This is a genomic window from Hydrogenophaga atypica (assembly GCF_042665215.1).
Lineage (GTDB): Bacteria > Pseudomonadota > Gammaproteobacteria > Burkholderiales > Burkholderiaceae_C > Hydrogenophaga > Hydrogenophaga defluvii_A.
Map to the genome: position 1 here is coordinate 66,031 of NZ_JBHTCA010000015.1, position 23,058 is coordinate 89,088.

General features: G+C 67.0%; 21 protein-coding genes. 9 read left to right on the forward strand and 12 right to left on the reverse strand.

What is annotated here, in order from left to right; genetic code table 11:
* Positions 1–55: 55 nt before the first annotated feature.
* Together ACFQPB_RS16580 and ACFQPB_RS16585 are read left to right on the forward strand one after the other, a co-directional pair.
* Positions 56–991, forward strand: coding sequence for a hydroxymethylglutaryl-CoA lyase (locus ACFQPB_RS16580; protein WP_382225627.1), 936 nt, complete (start codon positions 56–58; stop codon positions 989–991).
* On the forward strand, positions 984–2,174 hold the full coding sequence (locus ACFQPB_RS16585) for a CaiB/BaiF CoA transferase family protein (protein ID WP_382225630.1): 1,191 nt from the start codon (positions 984–986) through the stop codon (positions 2,172–2,174). Before ACFQPB_RS16580 ends, ACFQPB_RS16585 begins: the two co-directional genes overlap by 8 nt.
* Positions 2,175–2,177: 3 nt before the next feature.
* Here ACFQPB_RS16585 and ACFQPB_RS16590 read toward each other — a convergent pair whose 3' ends face one another.
* The 8 genes from ACFQPB_RS16590 to ACFQPB_RS16625 all read right to left on the reverse strand — a co-directional run bounded on the left by ACFQPB_RS16590 (position 2,178) and on the right by ACFQPB_RS16625 (position 11,647).
* Positions 2,178–2,669 (reverse strand): thioesterase family protein, encoded by a 492-nt coding sequence (locus tag ACFQPB_RS16590; RefSeq protein ID WP_382198808.1) that lies wholly within the window; start codon positions 2,667–2,669, stop codon positions 2,178–2,180.
* Between the two features lie 266 nt (positions 2,670–2,935).
* Positions 2,936–4,105, reverse strand: a complete 1,170-nt coding sequence (locus ACFQPB_RS16595) for an acyl-CoA dehydrogenase family protein (protein WP_382225633.1) — start codon at positions 4,103–4,105, stop codon at positions 2,936–2,938.
* Positions 4,102–6,168, reverse strand: coding sequence for an acetyl/propionyl/methylcrotonyl-CoA carboxylase subunit alpha (locus ACFQPB_RS16600; RefSeq protein WP_382225636.1), 2,067 nt, complete (start codon positions 6,166–6,168; stop codon positions 4,102–4,104). Before ACFQPB_RS16600 ends, ACFQPB_RS16595 begins: the two co-directional genes overlap by 4 nt.
* On the reverse strand, positions 6,165–7,337 hold the full coding sequence (locus ACFQPB_RS16605; RefSeq protein WP_382225639.1) for an acyl-CoA dehydrogenase family protein: 1,173 nt from the start codon (positions 7,335–7,337) through the stop codon (positions 6,165–6,167). The genes ACFQPB_RS16600 and ACFQPB_RS16605 overlap by 4 nt, the downstream gene beginning before the upstream one ends.
* A gap of 16 nt (positions 7,338–7,353) precedes the next feature.
* The gene (locus ACFQPB_RS16610) at positions 7,354–8,487 is read right to left on the reverse strand and encodes a DNA alkylation repair protein (RefSeq protein WP_382225642.1); all 1,134 of its coding nucleotides are present in this window, start codon (positions 8,485–8,487) and stop codon (positions 7,354–7,356) included.
* A 3-nt stretch (positions 8,488–8,490) separates the two neighbouring features.
* The gene (locus ACFQPB_RS16615; RefSeq protein WP_382225644.1) at positions 8,491–10,107 is read right to left on the reverse strand and encodes an acyl-CoA carboxylase subunit beta; all 1,617 of its coding nucleotides are present in this window, start codon (positions 10,105–10,107) and stop codon (positions 8,491–8,493) included.
* Complete coding sequence (locus ACFQPB_RS16620) at positions 10,104–10,985, reverse strand: SDR family oxidoreductase (RefSeq protein WP_382198927.1); 882 nt, start codon at positions 10,983–10,985, stop codon at positions 10,104–10,106. Before ACFQPB_RS16620 ends, ACFQPB_RS16615 begins: the two co-directional genes overlap by 4 nt.
* 2 nt (positions 10,986–10,987) lie before the next feature.
* The gene (locus tag ACFQPB_RS16625) at positions 10,988–11,647 is read right to left on the reverse strand and encodes a TetR/AcrR family transcriptional regulator (protein WP_382225647.1); all 660 of its coding nucleotides are present in this window, start codon (positions 11,645–11,647) and stop codon (positions 10,988–10,990) included.
* Between the two features lie 166 nt (positions 11,648–11,813).
* Between ACFQPB_RS16625 and ACFQPB_RS16630 the strand changes: the two genes are divergently transcribed.
* From ACFQPB_RS16630 to ACFQPB_RS16640, 3 genes are all read left to right on the forward strand, one after another.
* The gene (locus tag ACFQPB_RS16630; RefSeq protein ID WP_382225650.1) at positions 11,814–13,241 is read left to right on the forward strand and encodes an FAD-binding oxidoreductase; all 1,428 of its coding nucleotides are present in this window, start codon (positions 11,814–11,816) and stop codon (positions 13,239–13,241) included.
* 68 nt (positions 13,242–13,309) lie between these two features.
* Positions 13,310–14,299 (forward strand): tripartite tricarboxylate transporter substrate-binding protein, encoded by a 990-nt coding sequence (locus ACFQPB_RS16635; RefSeq protein WP_382225653.1) that lies wholly within the window; start codon positions 13,310–13,312, stop codon positions 14,297–14,299.
* 5 nt (positions 14,300–14,304) lie between these two features.
* The gene (locus ACFQPB_RS16640; protein WP_382225656.1) at positions 14,305–15,297 is read left to right on the forward strand and encodes a TauD/TfdA family dioxygenase; all 993 of its coding nucleotides are present in this window, start codon (positions 14,305–14,307) and stop codon (positions 15,295–15,297) included.
* Positions 15,298–15,315: 18 nt separating this feature from the next.
* Here the strand turns inward: ACFQPB_RS16640 and ACFQPB_RS16645 are convergent, their stop codons facing one another.
* Positions 15,316–16,011, reverse strand: coding sequence for a DUF599 domain-containing protein (locus ACFQPB_RS16645; protein ID WP_382225659.1), 696 nt, complete (start codon positions 16,009–16,011; stop codon positions 15,316–15,318).
* 21 nt (positions 16,012–16,032) lie between these two features.
* Positions 16,033–16,734, reverse strand: a complete 702-nt coding sequence (locus ACFQPB_RS16650; RefSeq protein WP_382225662.1) for a pirin family protein — start codon at positions 16,732–16,734, stop codon at positions 16,033–16,035.
* A 117-nt stretch (positions 16,735–16,851) separates the two neighbouring features.
* Here ACFQPB_RS16650 and ACFQPB_RS16655 point away from each other — a divergent pair, with 117 nt between their 5' ends.
* The 4 genes from ACFQPB_RS16655 to trmB are packed head-to-tail and all read left to right on the forward strand — an operon-like array spanning position 16,852 to position 20,589.
* Positions 16,852–17,799, forward strand: a complete 948-nt coding sequence (locus ACFQPB_RS16655; protein ID WP_382225665.1) for a LysR family transcriptional regulator — start codon at positions 16,852–16,854, stop codon at positions 17,797–17,799.
* A gap of 44 nt (positions 17,800–17,843) precedes the next feature.
* On the forward strand, positions 17,844–18,956 hold the full coding sequence (locus ACFQPB_RS16660; RefSeq protein ID WP_382225667.1) for an NAD(P)/FAD-dependent oxidoreductase: 1,113 nt from the start codon (positions 17,844–17,846) through the stop codon (positions 18,954–18,956).
* Positions 18,953–19,840, forward strand: a complete 888-nt coding sequence (gluQRS, locus tag ACFQPB_RS16665; RefSeq protein WP_382225670.1) for a tRNA glutamyl-Q(34) synthetase GluQRS — start codon at positions 18,953–18,955, stop codon at positions 19,838–19,840. Before ACFQPB_RS16660 ends, gluQRS begins: the two co-directional genes overlap by 4 nt.
* 35 nt (positions 19,841–19,875) lie before the next feature.
* A complete protein-coding gene (gene trmB, locus ACFQPB_RS16670; protein ID WP_382225673.1) occupies positions 19,876–20,589 on the forward strand; it encodes a tRNA (guanosine(46)-N7)-methyltransferase TrmB in 714 nt (237 codons plus the stop codon).
* A 7-nt stretch (positions 20,590–20,596) separates the two neighbouring features.
* Here the strand turns inward: trmB and ACFQPB_RS16675 are convergent, their stop codons facing one another.
* Together ACFQPB_RS16675 and ACFQPB_RS16680 are read right to left on the reverse strand one after the other, a co-directional pair.
* On the reverse strand, positions 20,597–21,841 hold the full coding sequence (locus ACFQPB_RS16675) for a GGDEF domain-containing protein (protein WP_382225676.1): 1,245 nt from the start codon (positions 21,839–21,841) through the stop codon (positions 20,597–20,599).
* A 3-nt stretch (positions 21,842–21,844) separates the two neighbouring features.
* Positions 21,845–22,951 (reverse strand): ABC transporter substrate-binding protein, encoded by a 1,107-nt coding sequence (locus ACFQPB_RS16680; protein ID WP_382225679.1) that lies wholly within the window; start codon positions 22,949–22,951, stop codon positions 21,845–21,847.
* Positions 22,952–23,058: the final 107 nt, after the last annotated feature.

The window sequence follows — 23,058 nt, forward strand, 5'->3', positions numbered from 1 at the left end:
CGCCGCACCTGGGTACCATCGGCGGTCCCGCCCCGCCGATGTTCCACCTGCCCTCATGACACCCGCCCCCTTCAGACCCGACGTGCTGATCAGCGAAGTTGGCCCCCGCGACGGCCTGCAAAGCGTGCAGGCCACCATGCCCACCCCACACAAGTTCGCCTGGATAGACGCCTTGCACGACGCCGGCCTGCGCGAGATCGAGGTCTGCTCCTTTGTGCCTGCGCGCTTGCTGCCACAAATGGCCGACGCGGCAGAGGTGGTGGCCCATGCGCTGACCAAACCGGGTTGGACGGTGATGGCATTGGCGCCCAACCTGCGTGGCGCACAGGCGGCCATGGCGGCCGGCGTGCACAAAGTCACGCTGCCCGTGTCGGCCAGCGAAGCCCACTCCCTGGCCAATGTGCGCAAGACCACCGCACAGATGGTGGACGAAGTGCGCGCCGTGGTGGCGCTGCGCAACAACACCGCGCCCGGCGTGCACATCGAGGTCGGCATCTCCACCGCCTTTGGCTGCACCTTGCAAGGTGAAGTGCCCGAAGACGGCGTGGTGCGCCTGGCCGCCGCGCTGGCGGCCTGTGGCGTGGACGAGATCGGCCTGTCCGACACCACCGGCATGGCCAACCCGGCCCAGGTGCGTCGCCTGTTCCAGCGCGTGTTTGCCGAGATCGGTGAGCGCACCGGCGCGGCCCACATGCACAACACACGCGGCCTGGGCCTGGCCAACTGCCTCGCGGCTTTTGACGTGGGTGTGCGCACCTTCGACAGCTCGCTCGGTGGCCTGGGCGGCTGCCCTTACGCACCGGGTGCATCGGGCAACGTGGTGACCGAAGACCTGGTTTTCATGTTTGAAGCCATGGGTGTGCGCACCGGCGTGGACATCACCCGCCTGATCGCGGCGCGCGAGCCCCTGCGTGCCGGCCTGCCCGGCGAGCCGATCTACGGCATGACGCCCGAAGCCGGGCTGCCCCACGGATGGAGCCAACATGTCTGACACGCCCCACACCCTGCCTTACGCGGGCATACGCGTCGTCGAATTCACGCACATGGTCATGGGCCCCACCTGCGGCATGCTGCTGGCCGATCTGGGGGCCGAGGTCATCAAGATCGAACCCGTGGGCCATGGCCGCGAGGGCGATGCCACCCGCAAGCTCATCGGATCGGGTGCGGGCTTTTTTCCCATGTTCAATCGCAACAAGAAAAGTGTGGCGCTGGACCTGTTGACGCCCGAAGGCAAGGAAGCGGCCCTCAAGCTCATCGCCACCGCCGACGTGGTGAGCGAGAACTTCAAACCCGGCACCATGCAGAAACTGGGGCTGGATCACGCCAGCCTGAAAACCCTGAACCCCCGTCTGATTTACGTCAGCCACAAAGGCTTTCTGCCCGGCCCCTACGAACACCGCACCGCGCTCGACGAGGTGGTGCAAATGATGGGTGGCCTGGCCTACATGACCGGGCGACCTGGCGACCCGCTGCGCGCGGGCACCAGCGTCAACGACATCATGGGTGGCATGTTCGGCGCCATCGGCGCCATGGCGGCGCTGGCGCAGCGCGAAAAAACGGGCCTGGGCCAGGAGGTGCAAAGCGCGCTGTTCGAGAACAACGTGTTCCTCGTGGCCCAACACATGATGCAGTTTGCCGTCACGGGCAAGGCTGCCGCCCCCATGCCCGCGCGCATCTCGGCCTGGGCGGTGTACGACGTGTTCCAGGTCAAGGACGGCGAGCAGATTTTTCTGGCCGTGGTCAGCGACACCGCCTGGAAAACCTTTTGTGAGGCCTTCGGTTTTGCCGACCTGCTGGCCGACGAGCGCCTGCGCAGCAACAACGACCGCGTGCGCGCCCGCGAATGGATGTTGCCCGCGTTGCGCCAACGCCTGGCGCAACACAGCGCTGCCGAACTGGCGGCCGTGTTCGAGGCCAATGCCCTGCCCTTCGCGCCCATCACCCAGCCGCAGGATTTGTTCGACGATCCGCACCTCAACGCGACCGGCGGCCTCGCGCCCATCGCCCTGCCCGACGGCCGGCCCGCCAAGGCGGTGTTGCTGCCCCTCACGCTGGACGGCGAACGCCCGCCGGTGCGGCTGTCGCCGCCCAAGCTGGGCGAACACAACGTGGAAGTGCTGACGGCGCTGGGCTACAGCCCCGCGCAGGCGCGGGCGCTGGGCCTACCCGACTGAGGCTCAGGAAACGATGTAGGCGCCGCTGCCGGTGGACAGCAGCTTGCCGTCTGGCCCGCGCATTTCCATTCGGGTGGAGCACACACGCGAGCCCAGGCGCAGCACTTCGGCATAGACATCGAAGTACTCGCCAATGCCGGGCCGCAGGTAGTCGATGCGCAGATCGATGGTGCCGAGCTTGGCGAAGCGCAGCATACGCTGGGCCGGCGCCTCATCCATGTGGCGCGCTCCAATGGCCGCCATCGACGCCAGCCCGCCCATGCCATCCAGCACAGCGCTGTTGACGCCGCCGTGCAGCCGGTTGTAGGCGTAGTGGCCCACCAGCTCCGGGCGCATGAGGATGCGCCCCTTGCACCACTGCGGCTTGATCTCCGTGATCTTCAGGCCCAGCACCTTGTTGAACACAATCTTCTCTTCGAAGATTTCACGGACGCCTTCGATGAACTCGGGCTCGAAGTCCACGGGCACGGTTTCGATCTTGCTGTTTTTGCTCATTGAACTTATCCGTCAGTTATTTGGGGCCGCGCAAGCGTCTTTTTGGGATGGGATGCCAGGCGCAAAACGCAGCTGGGCTGATGCCCAGCAAGGCTTTGCAACGCCGCAGACCGCCCAATAAGACACCTGCCCTTCGGGTTGGGACGAAATCGGGCGATTTGCACACCCAGCCTCTTGCATGGGCCTCCAGCCCATGCTGCGCGGCCTGGGCGCGCAACTCATCCCGATTGCGTCCCAACGCGGCCTCAAATAACTGACGGATAAGTTCATAGCCCCAATTGTCGTGCGGCGAGGTCTTTCATGATTTCCTCGGCACCGCCGCCAATCATCAGGACCTTGACCTCGCGGTAAATGCGTTCGCTCACCGTGCCGCGCATGAAGCCCATGCCCCCCAGGATTTGCACCGCCTGATCGGCGCAAAACTGCATGGTCTGGGTGGCATGGTTCTTGAGCATGCACACCTCAGCCACCCAGGCCGGCGAGGTGTCGCCCGCATCGGCCCGTGCGGCGATGGCCTGCAGCCAGGCCTCGGTGGACGCGATGCGCATCCACATGTCCACCAGCTTGTGGCGGATGACCTGCCGCTCCACCAGCGCCGCGCCAAAGGTCTTGCGCTGGCGCGCCCAGGCCAGAGCTTCGTCGTAGCAAGCCTGAGCAAACCCCAGCGCACCGGCCGCCAGGCCAAAACGCTCGGCGTTGAAGTTGCTCATGATGATCTTGAAGCCGTCACCCTCGCGACCCAGCAGGTGGCTGGCCGGCACCCGCACACCATCAAAACGCAGGTGGGCCGTGTCCGAGCAATGCCAGCCCATCTTCTGCAAGGGGCTGCGGCTCAGACCGGGCGCATCGCCGGGGATGAGCAGCATGGACACACCCCCGGCGCCCTTGCTGCCAGCTTCGCCCGTCCGCACCGCAGCGGTGATCCAGTCGGCCCGTACGCCCGAGGTGATGAACACCTTCTCGCCGTCCACCACGTAGTGGTCGCCCTCCAGATGCGCCGTGGTGCGCAGCGCGGCCACGTCGGAGCCACCGCCCGGTTCGGTGATGGCCAGCGCCGCAATCTGCTCGCCGCGCAACACACCGGGCACCACCTGGGCTTGCAGTGCAGCCGACCCATGGGCCACCACCGGTGGCAAACCGATGTTGTGCGAGAACAGGCTTGCCAGCACACCCCCGCTGCTGCCGTGGCGGCACAGCGCCACCCACACCGGCAGGCGCATGGCGTAACCGGCGGGCGTGCCGCCCAGGTGTTCGGGGTAGCCGATGGCCAGCAGGCCCAGCTCGGCCGCACGGCGGTACAGCGCACGCGGGAATTCGCCCGCCGCATCCCAGTCGTTCACATGCGGCGCAATCTCTTCGCGGGCGAAACGTGCCACGCTGTCGTAGAGGTCTTGCAGCTCGGCAGCGTTCATCGTGGGGGGTGCGGCGGGGTTCATGCGGTTTCCTTCGCCTGCGCCACCAAGCGCAACAGCACCTGCCCCGGCGCGGCCTGCTGGCCGGGCGACACCAGCACCGCCTCCACCACGCCGCTGCGCGGTGCCGCCAGGCTGTGTTCCAGCTTCATGGATTCGAGCACCAGCACCGGCGCCCCCTGCTCGACCACATCACCTGGCGCCACATGCAGCGCCACCACCTTGCCGTTGAAGGGCGCGCGCAGTTGGTCGGCCGCACCCGCCGCCCCGCCCTGGCGTTGCGGCAGCAGCGACAGGTCGTCCAGCCACAGGGCCACACCATCCACCAGCACCTGCCAGCGGGGTGCGCCGTCCAGCGCGGCGCTGCCAGCGCGCACCACGGCCGCATGGCGGCGCAAGCCATCCGCCTCCAACGCCCAGTGCCCACCCGCATCGCGCTGCCAAGTGATGTGGTGTTCGGTTTCGGTGTCACGCAGACGCGCTTGGGCCGGCCCCGTCGCGGTGAAGCCCCAGTGGCTCACCACCCCTTCGTGCCGCACGCGCACCGGACGCTCGTAGCCGCAGCCCAGGCTCAGTGTCGGCGGCGCGTCGGCCAGCAGCATGGCCAACACGGCGGCGGGTATGGCAGCACGTTCGCGCACCAGCAATTGCGCGCGCAGCACGTCGCCGTGTTCGGCCAGGAAAGGGATCAGCGCCTGACCGGCACGGAACACCGGGTGGTCCAGGCAAGCGCCCAGAAAGTCGCGGTTGGTGGGCAGGCCCAGCAACTGCAACTGGCGCAAAGCCACATGCAACTTCGCGATGGCTTCATCGCGCGTCGGCGCGTGGGCGATGAGTTTGCCCAGCATGGCGTCGTAAAAGGGCGAGACCACCGCGCCGTCTTCCAACGCGTGGTCGAGACGCAGGCCTCTGCGCTCGAAAGCGGCGTGTGGCGGCGCGCGGAAGCGGGACACCACACCGGTGTGCGGGCGGAAGTCAGCGTCCTCGGCGCACAGGCGCAGCTCAATGGCGTGGCCTTGCAGGTGCACCTGGTCTTGCGTCAGCGGCAACGCCTCGCCGCGTGCGATGCGGAGTTGCCACTCGACCAAGTCTTGCCCAATAAGCGCTTCAGTGACAGGGTGCTCCACCTGCAAACGGGTGTTCATCTCCATCAGGAAAAACTGAGCCCCCACGCTCCCCGCTTCGCGTGGTTCGCTGCCCCCCAAGGGGGCTGCCCCGCCTTGGGGCGGCCCGGCGGCGGGCCACTCGCCGCCATCAAGCAGAAACTCCACAGTGCCGGCGCCGACGTAGCCGGCTGCTTGGGCCAACGCAACAGCACACGCGCCCATGCGTTCGCGCAAGGCGGCGTCCACAGCCGGGCTGGGCGCTTCTTCGATGATCTTCTGGTGCCGGCGCTGCACCGAGCAGTCGCGTTCGCCCAGGTGGATGCAGTGGCCGTGGGTGTCGGCAAACACCTGCACCTCCACGTGGCGCGGGTTGAGCAACGCGCGCTCGATCAACAGGTCGCCGTTGCCGAAGGCGCTCACAGCTTCGGAGCGGGCGCTATGCAGGGCCGCCGGCAGTTGCGCCGCATCCAACACCAGCCGCATGCCGCGCCCACCGCCGCCCGCCACGGCCTTCACCATGACCGGGTAACCGATGCGCGCGGCCTCGCGCGCCAGCGTGGCCTCGCTCTGATCGGCGCCGAAGTAGCCCGGCAGGCAAGGCACGCCGTGGGCCAACGCCAGCGCCTTGGCGCCGGATTTGCTGCCCACCGCGTGTATCGCGGCCGGCGGTGGCCCCACCCAGGTGAGCCCCGCATCAATGACGGCCTGCGCGAAGTCCGCGTTTTCGCTCAGGAAACCGTAGCCGGGGTGGATGGCGTCGGCGCCGGTTTTTTGGGCGGCTGCTATCAGCTTGTCCATGCGCAGGTAGCTGTCGCTGGAAGCGCTGCCGCCCAGGGCCACGGCCTCACCGGCCTCGCGCACATGCAGGGCTTTGGCGTCGGGGTCCGAAAACACCGCCACCGTCGCGATGCCCACCTTGTGGGCGGTGTGGATGACACGCCGGGCGATTTCGCCCCGGTTCGCGATCAGCAGCTTTTTCATGCCGACGGCTTCTTGGCGATGCCCATGATCTTGGACAGGATGCCCATCATCACCTCGTCGGCACCGCCGCCGATCGACGCCAGACGCCCGTCGCGGTACATGCGCGATACCTTGTTCTCGTAGGTGAAGCCCATGCCGCCCCAGAACTGCAAGCAGGTGTCGGGCACGGTGCGGTTCAGGCGCCCGGCCTTGAGCTTGGCCATGGTGGCCCATTCGGTCACGTCCTCGCCGGCCACGTAGTGCTCACAGGCCTGGTAGGTGAGCGCGCGCAGGGCTTCGACCTCGGTTTTGAGCTCGGCCAGCTTGAACTGCACCCACTGCTGGTCGGCCAAGGACGCACCAAACAGCTTGCGCTCGTGGGCGTAGTCGATGGTCCACTGGATGCAGTTGTTGAGGCTTTGCAGGCAACTGGCCGCGCACCACAGGCGCTCTTCCTGGAACTGTTGCATCTGGTAGATGAAACCGGCGCCCTCCTTGCCAATCAAGTTGCGCTGCGGCACGCGCACTTCGTCGAAGTAGATCAGGCCGGTGTCGCTGCTGTGCATGCCGATTTTCCTGATCTTCTTGCCTACTTCGATGCCCTTGCGCAGCTTGCCGTTTTCACGCATGGGCACCATCACCAGGCTCTTGTTCTTGTGGATCGGCCCTTCGCCCGTGTTGACCAGCATGCACATCCAGTCGGCCTGCAGGCTGTTGGTGATCCACATCTTGGCGCCGCTGATGACGTAGTCGTCCCCGTCCTTGCGCGCCGTGCTCTTGATGCCCGCCACGTCAGAGCCCGCGTCGGGTTCGCTCACGCCGATGCAGCCCACCATGTCACCCGCGATGGCCGGCGCCAGGAACTCGCGCCGCAGCTCGTCGCTGCCGAAGCGTGCCAGGGCCGGCGTGCACATGTCGGTCTGCACACCAATGGCCATGGGAATGCCACCGCAATCGATGTGGCCCAAGGCCTCGGCCATGGCCACGCTGTAGCTGTAATCCAGCCCCGCCCCGCCAAAGGCCTCGGGCTTGGTGAGGCCCAGCAGCCCGAGATTGCCCATCTTCTTGAAGACCTCGTGCGCGGGGAAAATTTCGGCCGCTTCCCACTCGTCCACGTGGGGGTTGATCTCTTCGTCGATGAAGCGCTTGAGCGTCTTCTGGATCTCGCGGTGCTCGTGGGTGAACTGCATGGTGTGTCTCCTCTGTTTATGCGGTCAGGTCGAAATGGCCCAGCGGCTGGCTGCGACCGTTGAGCAGCAGCGCCACCGCGTGGCGGCCGGGGTAATGGGTGCGGGTGGTCATCTGCGCGAGTGACAGCGTCTTGCCCAGCGTGACCGTTTCGCCGGGGGCAAGCTCCAGCGTGCTGAGCTTGAAGACTTTGGGCGATGCTTCGCCGCTGGCCTTGACGTAGTGCACCTGCAAATCGGCGAGCACACGCTGCGGGCGTTGCGTGGGGTTGTGCAGCTCGACCTCGATGCGCAGTTTGCCGCCGATGAGCACATGCGCGGGCGTGATGCGCGCAGCAGCCACGTCCAGTTGCACCGCGTGGCCCACACCCAGTGTTTCGAGCGCACCCGCATGGCATTGCTTGACGAGGAAGCGCAGGCCATGCCGCACCAAGGCCTCGCGCTCAGCGCTGGCACCACGCAGCCAGTTGCGGGCGGTGTCGGTCGCCACGCCGGGGTGGTCCTTCGCGATATCGCCCAGGTGGTTGGCCACCGAGCGGCGCACGTAGCTCGACGGGTCGTCCTTCAAGGCATCCAGCAGCGGCAGCGCGAACGTGGGGTCCTTCTGGAAAGCGGGCAGGCGCGGTGCCCAAGGCAGGCGCGGGCGCGTGCCTTCGCTGGCGGCGCGGCGCACGTGGGCGTTGTTGTCCTGCGCCCAGGCGTGCAAATGCTTGAGCGTGGCCTCACGGTGGTGCAGCAGGTAAGGCCGCAGGCTGAATTCGGCCGTGAAGCGCTGCGTGAGCGCATGCTGCGCGCGCATCGCGTCATCGAGGTGGGGCAAACCGTGGGCGGCGATGTACATGCTGTGTGGCAAATACAAAAAGGCGCTGTAGGACCGGTCGCCCGCGTCGGGCTCACCCTTGGCATCCAGGCCCATGGGCGGGTCCAGCGATTCGGTGAGCACGGCCAGCGCGCGTGGCACGTCGGTCGGCAGGTGCGCGTGCAAGGCCTCGGCGATGCGCTGGCCGCGCTGCATCAGCTCCAGCCCCTCGTAGCCCGGTTCGATCTGGCGCAGAAAAGCGGCGGTGCCGAAGCCACGCCAAGCCCGCTTGAGCATGGCCGCAATGCGCGGTGGCACGCCGTCGTTCAGCAAGTGTTTGAGCGGCTCAGCCATGGCTTACATGCGGGCGACGCCGAACTGCATGGGACGCACAACGCGTCCATCCGCCTCGGCGCAGATGTGTAGGCACTGCGCCAGCACGGCGCGGGTCTCGCGCGGGTCGATGATGCCGTCGTCCAGGCCCAGGCCGCTGGTGTAGAAGGCGTCGGCCTGGCTCTCGAACAGCTCGACGATGCGGTCGTACTGCTGCTGCATTTCGGCCGGGTCGGGTGTGATGCCTTTGCGCAGCAGGCCGGCCTCGGCCACGGTGCGCATGGTGCTGGCGGCCTGCTCGCCGCCCATCACCGCCGTGCGGGCGTTGGGCCAGCTGAACAGAAAACGCGGCGCGTAGGCGCGGCCACACATGCCGTAGTTGCCGGCGCCATAACTGGCGCCACACTGGAGGGTGATCTGCGGCACGGTGGCGTTGGTCACGGCCTGGATCATCTTGCTGCCGTGTTTGATCATGCCGCCCTGCTCGCTGTCCTTGCCCACCATGTAACCGGTGGTGTTCTGCAGGTAGATCAGCGGGTGGCCCAACTGGCACATCTGCTGGATGAAGTGGGTGGCCTTGTTGGCGCCGGCCACGTCGATGGGGCCGTTGTTGCTGATGAAGCCCACCTCGTGCCCTTCGATGCGGGCCTGCACACACAGGGTTGCGGCGCCGTACAAGGCCTTGAACTCCAACAGCTCGGAGCCATCGGCCAGGCGCGCCATGACCTCGCGCATGTCCACCGGCTCGCGCAGGGTTTCGGGCATGAGGGCCAACAGGTCGTCGGCCGGGTACAGCGGCGCGGGGGCCGCCACCAGCGCTGCCCGGTGGGCGAAGGTGGCGCCCAGCCGCCCCACCACCTCGCGCGCCATGCCCAGCGCCTGCCGGTCGTCCTCCGCCAGGTGCTCGCCCAGACCCGACACGCCTGAGTGCATCTCGGCGCCGCCCAGCTCTTCTTCGGTCGCGATCTCGCCAGTGGCGGCCTTGAGCAGCGGCGGCCCGGCCAGAAAAGCGCGCGAGCGACCGCGCACCATGATGACAACGTCGCTCAGGCCCGGCATGTAAGCGCCACCGGCCGTGCCCGAACCGTGCTGCACGGTGATGACGGGCAAGCCAGCGGCCGACAGCCGCGCCAGGTTGCGAAACAACCCGCCACCCAGCACAAAACCCTCGACGCGGTACTTCATGAGGTTGGCGCCCGCGCTCTCCACCAGGTGGATGAAGGGCAGCTTGTTCTGCAGCGCGATCTCCTGCACGCGCAGGATTTTCTCCAGCCCGCCGGCCCCAATGGCGCCAGCATCGATACCCGAATCGCTGGCCACCACCAAACAGCGCACGCCGCTGATGAAGCCAATGCCCGCCACCATGCCGCCACCGGGCACCGTTTTGCTGGGGTCCTTGTAGTCTTGCAGGTAGCCCGCCAGCGAACACAGCGGCAACCAGGGCGAGCCCGCATCCAGCAGCAGAGCCACGCGCTGGCGCGGCAGCAACTGGCCACGTTTTTCAAACACCGGCAGCGACTTGGCCGAGGCGGCGGCGGCGCGTTCCTCCAGGGCACGCCACTGGCCGATGCGCGCCAGCATGGCGGCGCGGCGGGCTTGGGCCACTGGGGTGGTGGCATCAAAACTGGAGACAAAACTCATTGGAAAACCTTGGGGGTGACGTAGCGGTGAAAGCCGTTGAAAGGCCGCACGGCCTCGCGCTGTTGCGCCTCAAGGGGTGCGGCCACCTGGCCCCAGCCCAAACGCACCTGCGGGCGGGCACCATCGATGCGCAGCACCGTGCCGCTGATGAAGCTGGCGGCCGGGCTGAGCAGGAAGACGATGCCGGCGGCCGTCTCGGCCTCGGTGCCAAAGCGGCCCAGGGGCACGGTCTGCGCCATTTCGCGCAGCATGGGGCCCGCCTCGGGCGGGTAATGGTCCATGCCGCTGGAGGCGATGTAGCCCGGCGCCACCGCGTTGACGCGCACGCCGCTTTTGGCCCATTCCACGGCCGCGGTTTCGGTGAAGCTGACCATGCCTGCGCGCGCCGCGCCGCTGTGGCCCATGCCGGGCATGGAGCCCCAGATGTCGGCCACGATGTTGACCACGGCCCCGCCATGCGCCTGCATCGATTGCAGGTAGCACTCGCGCGCCACCAGAAAACCGCCGGTGAGGTTGGTGTCGATCACCGCCTGCCAGCCTTTGGCGCTGATCTTCTCCAGTGGCGTGATGTACTGGCCGCCGGCGTTGTTCACCAGGCCGTCGATCTGCCCGCGCGCGGCCACGATGCTGGCCACCATGGCTTGCACCGCGGCTTCGTTGCGGATGTCGCAGACGTGGAAGCTGGCGTCGCCGCCATCGGCCTGAATTTCGGTGGTGGTGGCTTGCAACTTTTCGGCGTTGCGGCCCACCAGCACCACATGCGCGCCGAGGGCGGCCAGCTCGTGTGCGGTGCAGCGGCCAATGCCCGAGCCACCGCCGGTGACAACGATGGTGCGGCAGGCGAACAGGCCGTGCGCGAAAACCGATTGGTAGCTCATGCTCATGCGGGCTCTTTCAGAAACAGTTGCAAGGCGGCATCGGCCACGTCGTCCAGCGAGGCGCGGCGCCCGGCTTCAAACCACTGAGCCGTCCAGTTCAAGGCGCCGAACATCAGCAGACGCGCCAGCGCCGGGTCGCCGCGCAGCAGGCCGGCCGCGTGCAGCTCGGCCAGCAACGCGCTCCACGGCGCCTCGTAGGTGTTTTTCAAATCGACCACCGCCTCGCGCTGCGCGGGCGTGAGGCTGCGCCACTCGTAGAGCATCACGGGAATGAAGTCGCTGTCCGGGCCCAGCAACACATCGAGGTGGCTGCGCACCATGGCACGGAAACGCGGCACCAGTGGCTGGCCCGGCGCACCCGCGCCGGCCAGCACCTCGGCTTGCCGCGCAATGGCAAAACGCATGCCCTCGGCCATCACCGCTTCGAGCAAGGCCTCTTTGCTGTCGAAGTGGTAGAAGGGCGAGCCCGAGCGCATGCCACAGGCGGCGGCGATGTCGCGTGTGCTGGTGGCGGCAAAACCCTGCTGGCGAAACAGGTGGGCGGCGGCACGGATCAGCTCCTGGCGGCGGTTGCCGTCGTCACGCGCCTCGGGGGATTTGCGCGGCCGGCCACGTGGCCGACGCTCGGCTGGATGGGTCGAAGAGGGTACCGATGCGGTCATGGAAACGGACCATACCAGCTTGATTTATTTTTGACAAGCAAACGCTTTGCAAAAATAAACACCGTGCGCCGCTGCAACACGGTAGCGCCAACCATAGGAAATAACCTATGGATCAAGGGAGCAGGTCGTATTTGTGGCCGGCGCCATCGGCTCCCATACTGCGTTCATGCCTTTGTCACAAATCCCCACACCGGCTTGTGCCGACTTTTTGAGCGCGCTGACCGACACCCTGGGCGCGGATGCGGTGCGCAGCGGCGACGCCATTCCCACCGACCGCCACACCGACTGGAGCGGCACCGCCCCGCTGGCCCCCCTGGCCTGGCTGCGCCCGGACAGCACCGCCCAGATTTCGGCCGCGCTGCGCATCTGCCACGCCCATCGGGTGCCGGTGGTGCCACAGGGCGGCCTCACCGGCCTGGCCGGCGGCGCGGTGCCCACGCCCGGTGCGGTGGTGCTGTCGCTGGACCGGATGAACGCCATCGAATCGCTGGACCCGGTGGCCCGCGTTGTCACCGTGCAGGCCGGCGCCACGCTGCAGGCGGTGCAAGAGGCGGCGTTGGCCGCCGGCTGCCTGTTCGGTGTGGACCTGGGTGCGCGCGGCAGCTGCCAGATCGGGGGCAACCTGGCCACCAATGCCGGTGGCAATGGCGTGGTGCAGTTCGGCATGATGCGCGAGCAGACCCTGGGCCTGGAGGTGGTGCTGGCCGACGGCAGCGTGCTTGACATGCTGCGCCCCATGGTCAAGAACAACACCGGCTACGACCTCAAACATTGGTTCATTGGCAGCGAGGGCACGCTGGGCGTCATCACCCGCGCCCAACTGCGCCTGCAGCCCGCGCAGCCGGCACGCGCCACCGCCCTGGCCGCGGTGCCCGACGTGGCCAGCGCCCTGGCGCTGCTGGGCCAACTGCAAGCGCGCTGCCCTGGCGGCGTGGCCGCGTTTGAACTGATGTGGGACGACTTCGTGCAGCACGCCCTGGCCTGGACCGGCCAGCCCCGCCCCTTTGACCAAGACCACCCGCTGCTGGTGCTGACCGACCTCAGCGGCGCCGACGAAAGTGCTCTGGCGCAGGCGCTGGAAGCCGTGCTGGGCAGCGCCATGGAAGATGGGCGGGTGTTGGATGCGGTGCTGGCGCAATCGCAAACACAGGCCGCTGGCCTGTGGCGGCTGCGCGAGATCACCGCCGAATTCCCCTCGCGCCTGGCACCGATCAACTTCGACATCAGCCTGCCGCAGGCGGCCATTGGCGACTTTGCCGACCGCTGTATTGACGCGCTCTCAAGCCGTTTTCCGGGGCACCGATCGCTGCGATTTGGCCACCTGGGCGACGGCAACCTGCACCTGAGCACCGATGCACGGTCCTTGGGCAACCTCAGCTTTGCCGAAGCCGAACACGCGGTTGAAGCCATCGTCTACGGCCTGGTGGCCGAGGCCGGGGGCAGCGTGTCGGCCGAACACGGCATTGGGCTGCACAAAAAACCCTACCTGGGTGCCAGCCGCAGCCCAACCGAGCTGGCCACCATGCGGGCCATCAAACACGCGCTGGACCCCTTGAACCAACTCAACCCCGGCAAGGTGTTTGACATGGCATGAGCCCGGCACGCCGCTTGCAACCCATTCGGTCTTCTTTCATTTTCATCCCCCTCCCTGGAGTTCCCACCATGAAACGACGCCCCGCTCTCCAAGCCCTTGTGGCTTCTGCTTCTGCCGCCGCCGCGCTGCTGCTGGCCCACGGCCCGGCCCTGGCCGATGGCCCGCCCATCAAAATCCTGGTGGGCTTTCCGGCCGGCGGCAGCAGCGATGCGATTGCCCGCCACCTGGCCCAGGGCCTGCAGCAAGAGCTGGGCCGCAGCGTGGTGGTGGAAAACAAACCCGGCGCTGGCGGCCAGATCGCGGCCCAGACGCTCAAGGGCGCCAAGCCCGACGGCGGCACGATTTTTCTGTCGAACAGCCACACCGTGGCCATGATCCCGCTGACCATCAACAACCCCGGCTTCGACACCGCCAAGGACTTCATCCCAGTCGCCATGGTGGCGGTCAACCCCGACGTGTTTGTGGTCAACACCACCGTCATCGGCAACCCGAACGCCGGCATGAAGGAATTTGCCGCCTGGGTCAAGGCCAACCCTGGCAAAGGCAATGTGGGCGTGCCCGCCCCCGCCAGCGCGCCTGACTTCGCCGTTGGCGTGGTGGCCAAGGCCCTGGGCCTGGACTTGAAGTCGGCCCCCTACCGGGGCGACGCCCCCATCGTGCAAGACGTGATGGCCGGGCAGATCCCGGCCGGCATCGGCTCGGTGGGCGCCATGTCGCAGCCGGCCAAGGCGGGCAAGCTGCGCATCGTGGCGGTCAACGGCACCCACCGCCTGTCGCTGCTGCCCGACGTGCCCACCTACGCCGAGCTGGGCATCAAAGGCTACGAGGACATGATTTTCAACGGCGTGTTCGCACCGGCTGGCACACCCGCCAACCTGATTGAAAGCTACAACAGCGCGATCACCAAGGTGGTCAAGTCCGCCGACTTCGTCGAGAAACTGTCCAACCTCGGTATCCAGGCCCAGGCGGGCAGCGCCGCCGACCTGAATGCCCGCCTGAAAGCCACGCAGGACTTCTCGGCCACCATGGTCAAAAACGCCGGCTACAAGCCGCAATAAGCGCCATGAACGCCATCATCCAAGCCACACCCATCACCGGCCCGGCGGTCTGGAAAGGCCCGGCCATCGCCAACGACACGGCGTGGGTGCATCACCTCACACCCGACACCATCGCCGTGTTCGACGCCGCGCTGGCACATCTCAAGGCCCGTGGTCTGAGCTTTCCCCACTTTGGCAAGGACGACTTCCCCCTGCACGCACTGGCGCCCGATTTCGCGCGCTACGCCGACGAACTGGAAAACGGCCGTGGCTTTCTGCTGCTGCGTGGGCTGCCGGTGCACCGCTACACCGAAGAAGAGATCAACTGCCTCTACTACGGCCTGGGCCTGCACATGGGCACGCCCGTGCGCCAGAACCCGCGCGGCGAGCTGCTGGGCGCGGTGATGAACGTGGGCGACGTGACCAAGAAGTCCACCCGCGTCTACGAAACCAACCTCTACCTGCCCTACCACTCCGACCCCTCCGACGTGGTCGGCCTGCTGTGCATACGCAGGGCCAAACAGGGTGGCCTGAGCAGCCTGGTCAGCGTGGCCGCGATCTACAACGAAATCCTGGCGCGCCGCCCCGAATTCATCGGCCTGTACTACCGACCGATGTACTTCGAGCACCTGTGCGAGCCCATGCCCAGCCTCTCGCCCATCTTCAGCTTCCACCAAGGCAAGCTCAGCTGCCGCTACCTGCGCCAGTACCTGGAGCTGGGGCACGAGATCATGAAGCAGCCGCTGTCGCGGGTGGAGATCGCCGCACTCGACCTGTTCGACGAGGTCATGCACGACCCCGCCATCCGCCTGGACATGATGCTGGAGCCGGGCGACATCCAGTTCGCCAACAACTACGCGGTGCTGCACTCGCGCAACGGGTTTGAAGACGACGAGGACCTGGCCAAGCGCCGCAAGATGATCCGCCTGTGGCTCAAGATGGGCAACGCCCGCGAACTGGCACCGGAGTTTCCGGGCCGCAACGGGTTTCCGGCGCCGGTAGATGCGGTGGCCGCGTGACGAGGCGCCGCCGCGTGCCTACTCGCGCAGGATGCCCAGCACCTCGGAGTGGAACTCGCGGCGGTAGAGGATGAGCACCACCAGCAAGGTGCCACCCACCATGGCCAACGGTGAAAAGAACCAGGCCAGGGCGGCAAACGAAAAGTAGTAGGCGCGCAAACCGTCGTTGAAGGTTTCGGCGGCGGCGCCCACCATGTCGGCCGCACGCTGGGCAAAACGCTCTCGGTCGAACTTGCCCGACTCAAAATCCTTGGGGTCGGGCAAACCACCGATGAGCAAGGACACAAAGGTGTACTGCCGCATCGACCAGGAGAAGCGGAAGAAGGCGTACACGAACACCGCCAGCAGCACCAGCACCTTCAGTTCGAGCACCGCCAGCGAGGTGGCCTGCGCAAACGGCATTTCGCTGACCATTTCGGCGGCTTTTTCTGTGGTGCCCAGCACCGCAAACAGACCGCCGATGATGAGGATGGAGGTGGAGCAGAAAAACGCCGGTGTCTGCGACAGGCTCTGCGTGATCAGGCCGTCAAGCATGCGCGGGTCGCGCGACGTGGCCTGCAGCATCCAGAAACCCCGGTAGCGGTTGGTGGTGACCAGCAGGGACGGCTTGCGCAGGCCCCAGCTTTTGGCAAACCAGGCGTAACCCGCCCACAAGGCCACAAAACAGACCAGCGCCAGCCAGTCTGCCCAGGGGAGCACGGCGATGAATTTCATGCCGCGAATGTTAAGCGCGGTTCAGGGCGCGAGATCGAACACCAGCACCTCGGCGTCCTGGCCCTGCGCCAGCGCCAGCCGCGATTGGCCCTCGATCAGCGCGGCGTCACCGCCTTGCAGGGTTTCGCCATTGACCGACAGGCTGCCGCGCACCAGGTGCACATAGGCCTTGCGCGCCGGGTCCAGCGCCAGCTCGGCCTGCTCAGCGCCATCGAACAGCCCGGCGTACAGCGCGGCATCGGCGTTCATGCTCACCGAACCCTCGGCGCCGGTGCGCGACGCCACCAACCGCAGGCGACCGCGTTTTTCGGCCTCCGCAAACGCCTTTTGTTCGTAGCCCGGCTTGACGCCGGTGAACTTGGGCTCGATCCAGATCTGCAAGAAGTGCGTCTGCTGGTTGGGCGCGTGGTTGAACTCGCTGTGCATGACGCCGGTGCCGGCGCTCATGCGCTGCACCTCGCCGGGCGGGATGCCCTTGACGTTGCCCATGCTGTCCTTGTGCGCCAGTTCACCCGACAACACGTAGCTGATGATCTCCATGTCGCGGTGGCCGTGGGTGCCAAAGCCGGTGCCGGGGGCGATGCGGTCTTCGTTGATCACCCGCAGGTTGCCCCAGCCCATGTGGGCCGGGTCGTAGTAGCCGGCGAACGAGAAGGAATGGAAGCTCTTGAGCCAGCCGTGGTCGGCGTAGCCACGTTCCTGGGATCGTCTGATTGTCAGCATCTGGGTTCTCCTTCGTGTGGGTGGTCGATGTCCATGACTGTAGGCCTCGCTCGCCCTTGCCGGGGGCTGGGGCTTTGATGCCATCATTCAAAACAATTGAATAGAATTTTGCCCATCATGCAAAACCCACGCAGTGCGCTTTCGCCCGAAAACCTCAAGCTCATCGACACGGTTGCCCGCCAGGGCAGCATGGCTGCAGCGGCGCGCGAACTGGGCCTGGTGCCCAGCGCCCTGACCTACCGCGTGCGCCAGGTGGAGGACGCGCTGGACGTGCTGCTGTTCGACCGCAGCGCCCGCCGCGCCCAGCTCACCCCGGCCGGTGCCGAACTGCTGCGCGCGGGCGAACACCTGCTGCTGGAGCTGGACGCCGTGGCCCAGCGCGTCAAGCGCATTGCCACCGGCTGGGAACCCCAACTCACCATCGCTGCCGACGCCATCATCGCGCGCAGCACCTTGTTTGAGCTGTGCGAGGCCTTTTACGCGCTGGGCGCACCCACCCAGCTCAAGCTGCGCGCCGAAACCCTCACCGGCACCTGGGAAAGCGTGCTCAATGGCAACGCCGACCTGGCCCTGGGCGTGGCCGCCGACCTCACCCCCTCCACCGGCATTGCGCTGGCTGACATGGGCCACCTGCCCTTCATTTTTGTGGTCGCGCCCCACCACCCGCTGGCGGCACTGGAAGGCAAACTCAGCGACGCCCAGTTGCAGCCGCACCGGGTGGTGGCCGTGGCCGACTCCACCCAGCGTGGGCGCAGCGTGAGCCTGGGCATCCTGCCCGGGCAAGAGGTGCTGACCGTGCCCACCATGTTGCACAAGCTCGAAGCGCAGTTGCGTGGGCTCGGCTGTGGCTTCCTGCCACAGCCCCTGGTGCAACCCTACATCGATGCCGGCCTGCTGGTGGTCAAACCGGTGGCCCGCCCCACCCGCGTGGTGCGTGTGGCCTACGCCTGGTGCGTCAGTGGCACCGGCCGCAAAGTCGAAGGGCGTGCGCTGAACTGGTGGCTGGACCAATTGCGCCACCGCAACACCCGCCAGGCCTTGCTGGAAAACCACCACCGCAGCTGACGCGGCGGCTGTTACAGTGGCCTCAACAACTCCCCACGGTGACCATGAACAAGAAGCGCCCTTCCGCCCCCAAAGCCACCCGTCCCCCGGACACCGCTGCCACCACCACACCACAGCGCCATATCGCCGTCATTGGCGCCGGCATGGCCGGTGTGGTGTGCGCCCGCACCCTGGTGCAAGCCGGCCACCGCGTCAGCCTGTTTGAGAAAAGCCGGGGTTTCGGCGGCCGCATGGCCACCCGCCACACCGAGTTTGGCGACTTCGACCACGGCGCCCAGTACTTCACCGTGCGCGACCCGCGTTTTGTGACCCTGCTCAAAACCGTGCCAGCCCTGGCCCGCCCCTGGAGCGCCAACACCGTGCGCGTGCTGGACGAACTGGGCCACGTGCTGGCCAGCGCCCCACCACCCAGCGAGGCCCACTTTGTGGGTACCCCCAGCATGAATGCGCTGGTGCGCCACTGGGCCCAACCGCTGAGCGACGGCAGCCTGAGCGCCGACACCCTGCTTGAAACACGCGTCACCCACATCGAACGCGACGCGCTGGATGCCACCCGTTGGCAACTGCGCACCGAAGGCCCGGCCGACGCCCAGCATGTGTACGGCGGGTTCGACCAGGTGTTGCTGGCCCTGCCCAACGTGCAGGCCGACAGCCTGCTGCGCGCCAGCGGCCTTCTGCCCGCGCTGCGCGAAGCCATGGCCCACGTGACGGTGGCCCCCTGCTGGACGCTGATGGTGGCCTACCCCAACGCCATGCAGCCCGGCCTGAGCCACCTGGGGCCGCACTGGAACGCCGCGCGCAGCACCCACCACCGCATCAGCTGGCTGGCGCGTGAATCGAGCAAGCCTGGGCGCAGCCCCATCGAGCGCTGGACCATTCAGGCCAGCCCTGCCTGGTCGGCCGAGCACCTGGAAGACGACGCCGAACGCGTCAAGGCCAAGATGCTCAAGGGCTTTGCCCAGATCACCGGCATCCGCGCCGAACCTGGCCACGCCGTCACCCACCTGTGGCGCTACGCCCAGACGCAGCAGCCCCTGGGCCAGCCTTTCCTGTGGAACGCAGAAGCCGGCATTGGCCTGTGTGGCGACTGGTGTCTGGGCCACCGGGTCGAAAACGCCTTCGTGTCGGGTCTTGAGTTGGCTTTGAAAGTCGCTTGACCAGTAGCTACATCGGTCGGTTTGCGCCCTCCCCCACGGGCGCGCTGCATGCGGGCTCGCTGGTCGCGGCCCTGGCCAGCTGGCTGGATGCCCGCGCCCACGGCGGCGCATGGCTGGTGCGCATCGAAGACGTGGACACGCCGCGCTGTGTGCCCGGTGCCGACCGCCTGATCCTGCAGCAGTTGGCCGCCTGTGGCCTGGTGAGTGACGGGCCGGTGCTGTGGCAGTCCCAGCGAGGCCCTGCCTACCAACAGGCCCTGGACACGCTGATCGCGCGGCAACACGCCTACCCCTGCGCGTGCTCGCGCAAAGACATCGCTGCGGCGCAGACCAACGCCCACAAAGCCCGGCATGGCGAACTCGTCTACCCCGGCACCTGCCGACCTGAAAACGGCGGATTGCGGGGGCATGCCGCGCGGGCCTGGCGGTTTTTCATCCCTTCGGCCCAAGCCCCTGTGCATTGGCACGACCGGCGCTTGGGCGCACAGCAACAAGACGTGGCCCACGATGTGGGCGACTTCGTGCTCCAACGCGCCGATGGCCTGTGGGCCTACCAGCTCGCGGTGGTGGTGGACGACGCCGCCCAAGGCGTGACCCACGTGGTGCGTGGCGCCGACCTGGCCGACAACACGCCACGGCAGATGCTGCTGCAACGGGCACTGGGCCTGCCCACGCCGACCTACCTCCACACCCCGCTGGTGTTGGCGGCCGACGGACACAAGCTGAGCAAACAGACCGGCGCCGCCGCCCTCGACCTGAGCGAACCGCTGGCCGCCCTGAACCGCGCGGCCCAGGTGTTGGACCTGCCCTCTGCCACAGGCGGTGTGGCCGAGGCACTGGCCACCTGGACCACCCAATGGGCCAGCGTTTGGGCACTGGCCTGAGGCCGATAGAATCGGTGCCCCAAACAGGCACCCCCATGACCGACACCCCAGACCCCAGCGACGCCGTCCCGTTCCGGCGCGTCATCAAAAGCTACGTGCTGCGCGCCGGGCGCACCGGCCCCGGCCAGCAACGTGCTTACGAGCAGTTTGGCCCGCGCTTTCTGCTGCCCTACCGGCCCGAGCCGCTGGACACCACGGCCGCCTTTGGCCGCAGCGCGCCGCTCATCATGGAAATCGGTTTTGGCATGGGTGGGGCCACGGCGCACATCGCCCAGGTGCGGCCCGACGACAACTTTTTGTGTTGCGAGGTGCATGAGCCCGGCGTGGGCGCCCTGCTCAAGCTGTGTGGCGAACAAGGCATTGAGAACATCCGCATCTTCCGCCACGACGCGGTGGAGGTGCTGGACCACATGCTGCCGGAGCAGAGTTTGGATGGCGTGCACATCTTCTTCCCCGATCCGTGGCACAAAACCCGCCACCACAAGCGCCGGCTGATCCAGGGGCCTTTTGTGCAGCGCCTGGCACGCCACCTCAAGCCCGACGGCTACCTGCACCTGGCCACCGACTGGGAGCCCTACGCACAACAGATGCTGGAGGTGCTGAGTGCCGAACCGCTGCTCGTCAACACGGTGACCTCCAACAGCAGCGGTTTCGCGCCCAAACCCGCCTACCGGCCACTGACCAAGTTCGAGAACCGCGGCCTCAAGCTGGGCCACGGCGTGTGGGACCTGGTTTTCAAACGCCGCTGAGGCGGCCTCAGGTGCTGGACGCCACGCGGTTGCGCCCCGCCAGCTTGGCCTCATAGAGCAAGGCGTCGGCGCGCGCCAGCAAGGTGCTGCTGTCGTCGCCTTCGCGGCAAGCGGTCACGCCAAAGCTGGCCGTGATGCTCAGGTTCAAGCCGCCGTCCAACACGATCAGCTCGGCCGCGATGCGCTCGCGCAAGCGTTCCGCTGTGGCCACCGCCGAGTCCAGCGGCGTCTCGGGCAAGACCACCAGAAACTCCTCGCCGCCGTAGCGAGCGATCCAGTCCACCCCGCTGCGCAACCGCTCGCGCACGCAGTTGGCCATGTGGCGCAGCACCACGTCGCCCACCGGGTGGCCGTGGCTGTCGTTGATCTGCTTGAAGTGGTCCAGGTCAAGGAACAGCACCGACAGGTCGCGTCCATAGCGGTGCGCCCGCTCCACCTCGGACGGCAGGCGGTCGTCTATGGTGCGGCGGTTGTAGGCACCCGTCAGCGCGTCGGTCATGGACAGGCGGTGGATCTCCTCCACCAGCAGTTCCAGCTTCTCGGTGCGCTCGGCCACCAGGTCGTCCAGGTTGGCGATGTGGCCCCGCAAACCGGCCTGCAATTTGCTGATGCCATCGGCCAGCACGTCGATTTCGTCGACCCGCCCCTGGCGCGTGGGCCGCTCGATCTGCAAGGGTTTCGTCAATTGCTCCGGGGTGAGTTCGGCTGCAAAACGCGCCATGCTTTCCAGCGGTGTTTGCAACTCGCGGCGCAACATCACCGCGATCAGCACACACAAGGCGGTCACCAGCACGCCGTAGCCCATCAACATCTGCAGCGCGTTGCGACCCACCACCGAGTGCAAATGGGCCGGGTCGGCCACCAGTTCCAGCTGCCCCACGGGCGGGCCACCGCGTGGCGCGCTGATCTCGACCACATGCGAATGGGGCGCACCCGCCAGCGACGCGTCACCCCCTTCGAACACCTGGCCAGTGGCGGCCCGCACGCGCACATGGCCCACCTCCGGCCAGCTGGCGATGGCGCGCACCTGCAGTTGCACGGCCTGCGGCTCGATGTCCCACAAGGCCACCCCCAACAAAGGCACATGGGTGCTGCCCACGGTTTCCACCACCTCCACCAGACGCTGCCGGTGTTGTTGCCACAACAACCAGGTCTGCAAGGCCAACACCACGGCCACACACAGCGCCGACAACACGATGGTGCGGCGGATCAGGCGGGCCGCAATGGGGCGGAACAGCGGCGAGTCGGTCATGGTTCAGCGCAGCAACTGCGCGAAGCCAAATTCATAGCGCCGCACCTGAGGGTTGAGCACCTTGCTGTAGCGTCGGTAGTCCACTGGCTCGGCGCTCGGACCGAAGCGCGCCAGAAAAACATCCGCCGTGCGCTCATTGAACAGCGTGAACATGGAACGCTCCAGCGCCAGCCCTTCGTCGGCGAAATCGTGGCCGTGGTGGTGGTCATGGATCATGACCAGGGCCCAGGCGCCCGTGATGAAATGCCCACCGGCCAACGCCGCCAGCCGACCCGACTTCAGCGCCGCCATGGCTTCGCTGGAGGTGTTGATGCCACTGAACCAAGCGGTTTTGCCCGGCGTGCCACCCCGTTGCTCCCAGGCCGCCATGGCGCCAAAAGCCATCAAATCGTTGCCAGCCCACACCAGCTTGGCATGGGGGTGGCGTTGCCACAACCAGGTCGCCTGCTCGGTGGCTTTTTCGCGCGACCAGTCGGCGTACACCTCCTGCACCAGCAGCACATCGCCGGCCTCGCGCACGGCGCGGCGCATGCCTTCGTTGCGCAGCACCGAGGCGGTGGTGCTGCGGTCGCCCGCGATGGCCAGCAGGTGCAGTTTGCCATCGGGCGCCTGGGCGCGGGCCGCGCGCCCTTTCTCGATCAAGGCGCGGGCCGTGAGGTAACCCGCATCCTCGGCCCGGGGTTCCAGCGAACCCACCCAGTGCTTGAAATGTTCACGTGGCCGGCCGGCGCCGCTCGGGCCGTCGGGTGGTGGCTTGCTGAAGGCGAGGAAACATCGGATGCCGCTGCCTTCGAATATGCGCAGCAATTCGGCGCCGGTGCCGTAGTCGTTGGAAAACACCGCGTAGTCCGGGCGCTCGCTCGGCGCACGGGCCACCAGTTCGCGCGCGAACGCCAACGCGCGCAGATGCTCACGCTCGGCGTAGAACACCTCCAGCGACTGACCCAGACTGCGCGCCGCCGCCTGCATGGATTGCGCCGCGGCGGCCCAATAGGCCTCGTCCTTTTTGCCCGGATTGATGAAGACCACCCGCTGCGCCCACAGTGGCCCGGCCATCAGCGCCAGCCACACCCCCAGCACACACCACAGTCCCAGTTTCGTTTTTTTCATTTTTTTCACTGCGCCGCGCCCAGCGGACGGATTGTGAAACTGTATCAAATTGGCGCCGACAACACCATGGTGACAATACCGCCTGCACCCCGCACCCGACCCGCCCC

What these genes read in the sequence shown, in the direction of transcription:
- ACFQPB_RS16580 (WP_382225627.1), top strand. Translation starts at nt 56, where the DNA reads ATGACACCCGCCCCCTTCAGACCCGACGTGCTGATCAGCGAAGTTGGC.
- ACFQPB_RS16585 (WP_382225630.1), top strand. Translation starts at nt 984, where the DNA reads ATGTCTGACACGCCCCACACCCTGCCTTACGCGGGCATACGCGTCGTC.
- ACFQPB_RS16590 (WP_382198808.1), bottom strand. Translation starts at nt 2,669, where the DNA reads ATGAGCAAAAACAGCAAGATCGAAACCGTGCCCGTGGACTTCGAGCCC.
- ACFQPB_RS16595 (WP_382225633.1), bottom strand. Translation starts at nt 4,105, where the DNA reads ATGAACCCCGCCGCACCCCCCACGATGAACGCTGCCGAGCTGCAAGAC.
- ACFQPB_RS16600 (WP_382225636.1), bottom strand. Translation starts at nt 6,168, where the DNA reads ATGAAAAAGCTGCTGATCGCGAACCGGGGCGAAATCGCCCGGCGTGTC.
- ACFQPB_RS16605 (WP_382225639.1), bottom strand. Translation starts at nt 7,337, where the DNA reads ATGCAGTTCACCCACGAGCACCGCGAGATCCAGAAGACGCTCAAGCGC.
- ACFQPB_RS16610 (WP_382225642.1), bottom strand. Translation starts at nt 8,487, where the DNA reads ATGGCTGAGCCGCTCAAACACTTGCTGAACGACGGCGTGCCACCGCGC.
- ACFQPB_RS16615 (WP_382225644.1), bottom strand. Translation starts at nt 10,107, where the DNA reads ATGAGTTTTGTCTCCAGTTTTGATGCCACCACCCCAGTGGCCCAAGCC.
- ACFQPB_RS16620 (WP_382198927.1), bottom strand. Translation starts at nt 10,985, where the DNA reads ATGAGCTACCAATCGGTTTTCGCGCACGGCCTGTTCGCCTGCCGCACC.
- ACFQPB_RS16625 (WP_382225647.1), bottom strand. Translation starts at nt 11,647, where the DNA reads ATGACCGCATCGGTACCCTCTTCGACCCATCCAGCCGAGCGTCGGCCA.
- ACFQPB_RS16630 (WP_382225650.1), top strand. Translation starts at nt 11,814, where the DNA reads ATGCCTTTGTCACAAATCCCCACACCGGCTTGTGCCGACTTTTTGAGC.
- ACFQPB_RS16635 (WP_382225653.1), top strand. Translation starts at nt 13,310, where the DNA reads ATGAAACGACGCCCCGCTCTCCAAGCCCTTGTGGCTTCTGCTTCTGCC.
- ACFQPB_RS16640 (WP_382225656.1), top strand. Translation starts at nt 14,305, where the DNA reads ATGAACGCCATCATCCAAGCCACACCCATCACCGGCCCGGCGGTCTGG.
- ACFQPB_RS16645 (WP_382225659.1), bottom strand. Translation starts at nt 16,011, where the DNA reads ATGAAATTCATCGCCGTGCTCCCCTGGGCAGACTGGCTGGCGCTGGTC.
- ACFQPB_RS16650 (WP_382225662.1), bottom strand. Translation starts at nt 16,734, where the DNA reads ATGCTGACAATCAGACGATCCCAGGAACGTGGCTACGCCGACCACGGC.
- ACFQPB_RS16655 (WP_382225665.1), top strand. Translation starts at nt 16,852, where the DNA reads ATGCAAAACCCACGCAGTGCGCTTTCGCCCGAAAACCTCAAGCTCATC.
- ACFQPB_RS16660 (WP_382225667.1), top strand. Translation starts at nt 17,844, where the DNA reads ATGAACAAGAAGCGCCCTTCCGCCCCCAAAGCCACCCGTCCCCCGGAC.
- trmB (WP_382225673.1), top strand. Translation starts at nt 19,876, where the DNA reads ATGACCGACACCCCAGACCCCAGCGACGCCGTCCCGTTCCGGCGCGTC.
- ACFQPB_RS16675 (WP_382225676.1), bottom strand. Translation starts at nt 21,841, where the DNA reads ATGACCGACTCGCCGCTGTTCCGCCCCATTGCGGCCCGCCTGATCCGC.
- ACFQPB_RS16680 (WP_382225679.1), bottom strand. Translation starts at nt 22,951, where the DNA reads ATGAAAAAAACGAAACTGGGACTGTGGTGTGTGCTGGGGGTGTGGCTG.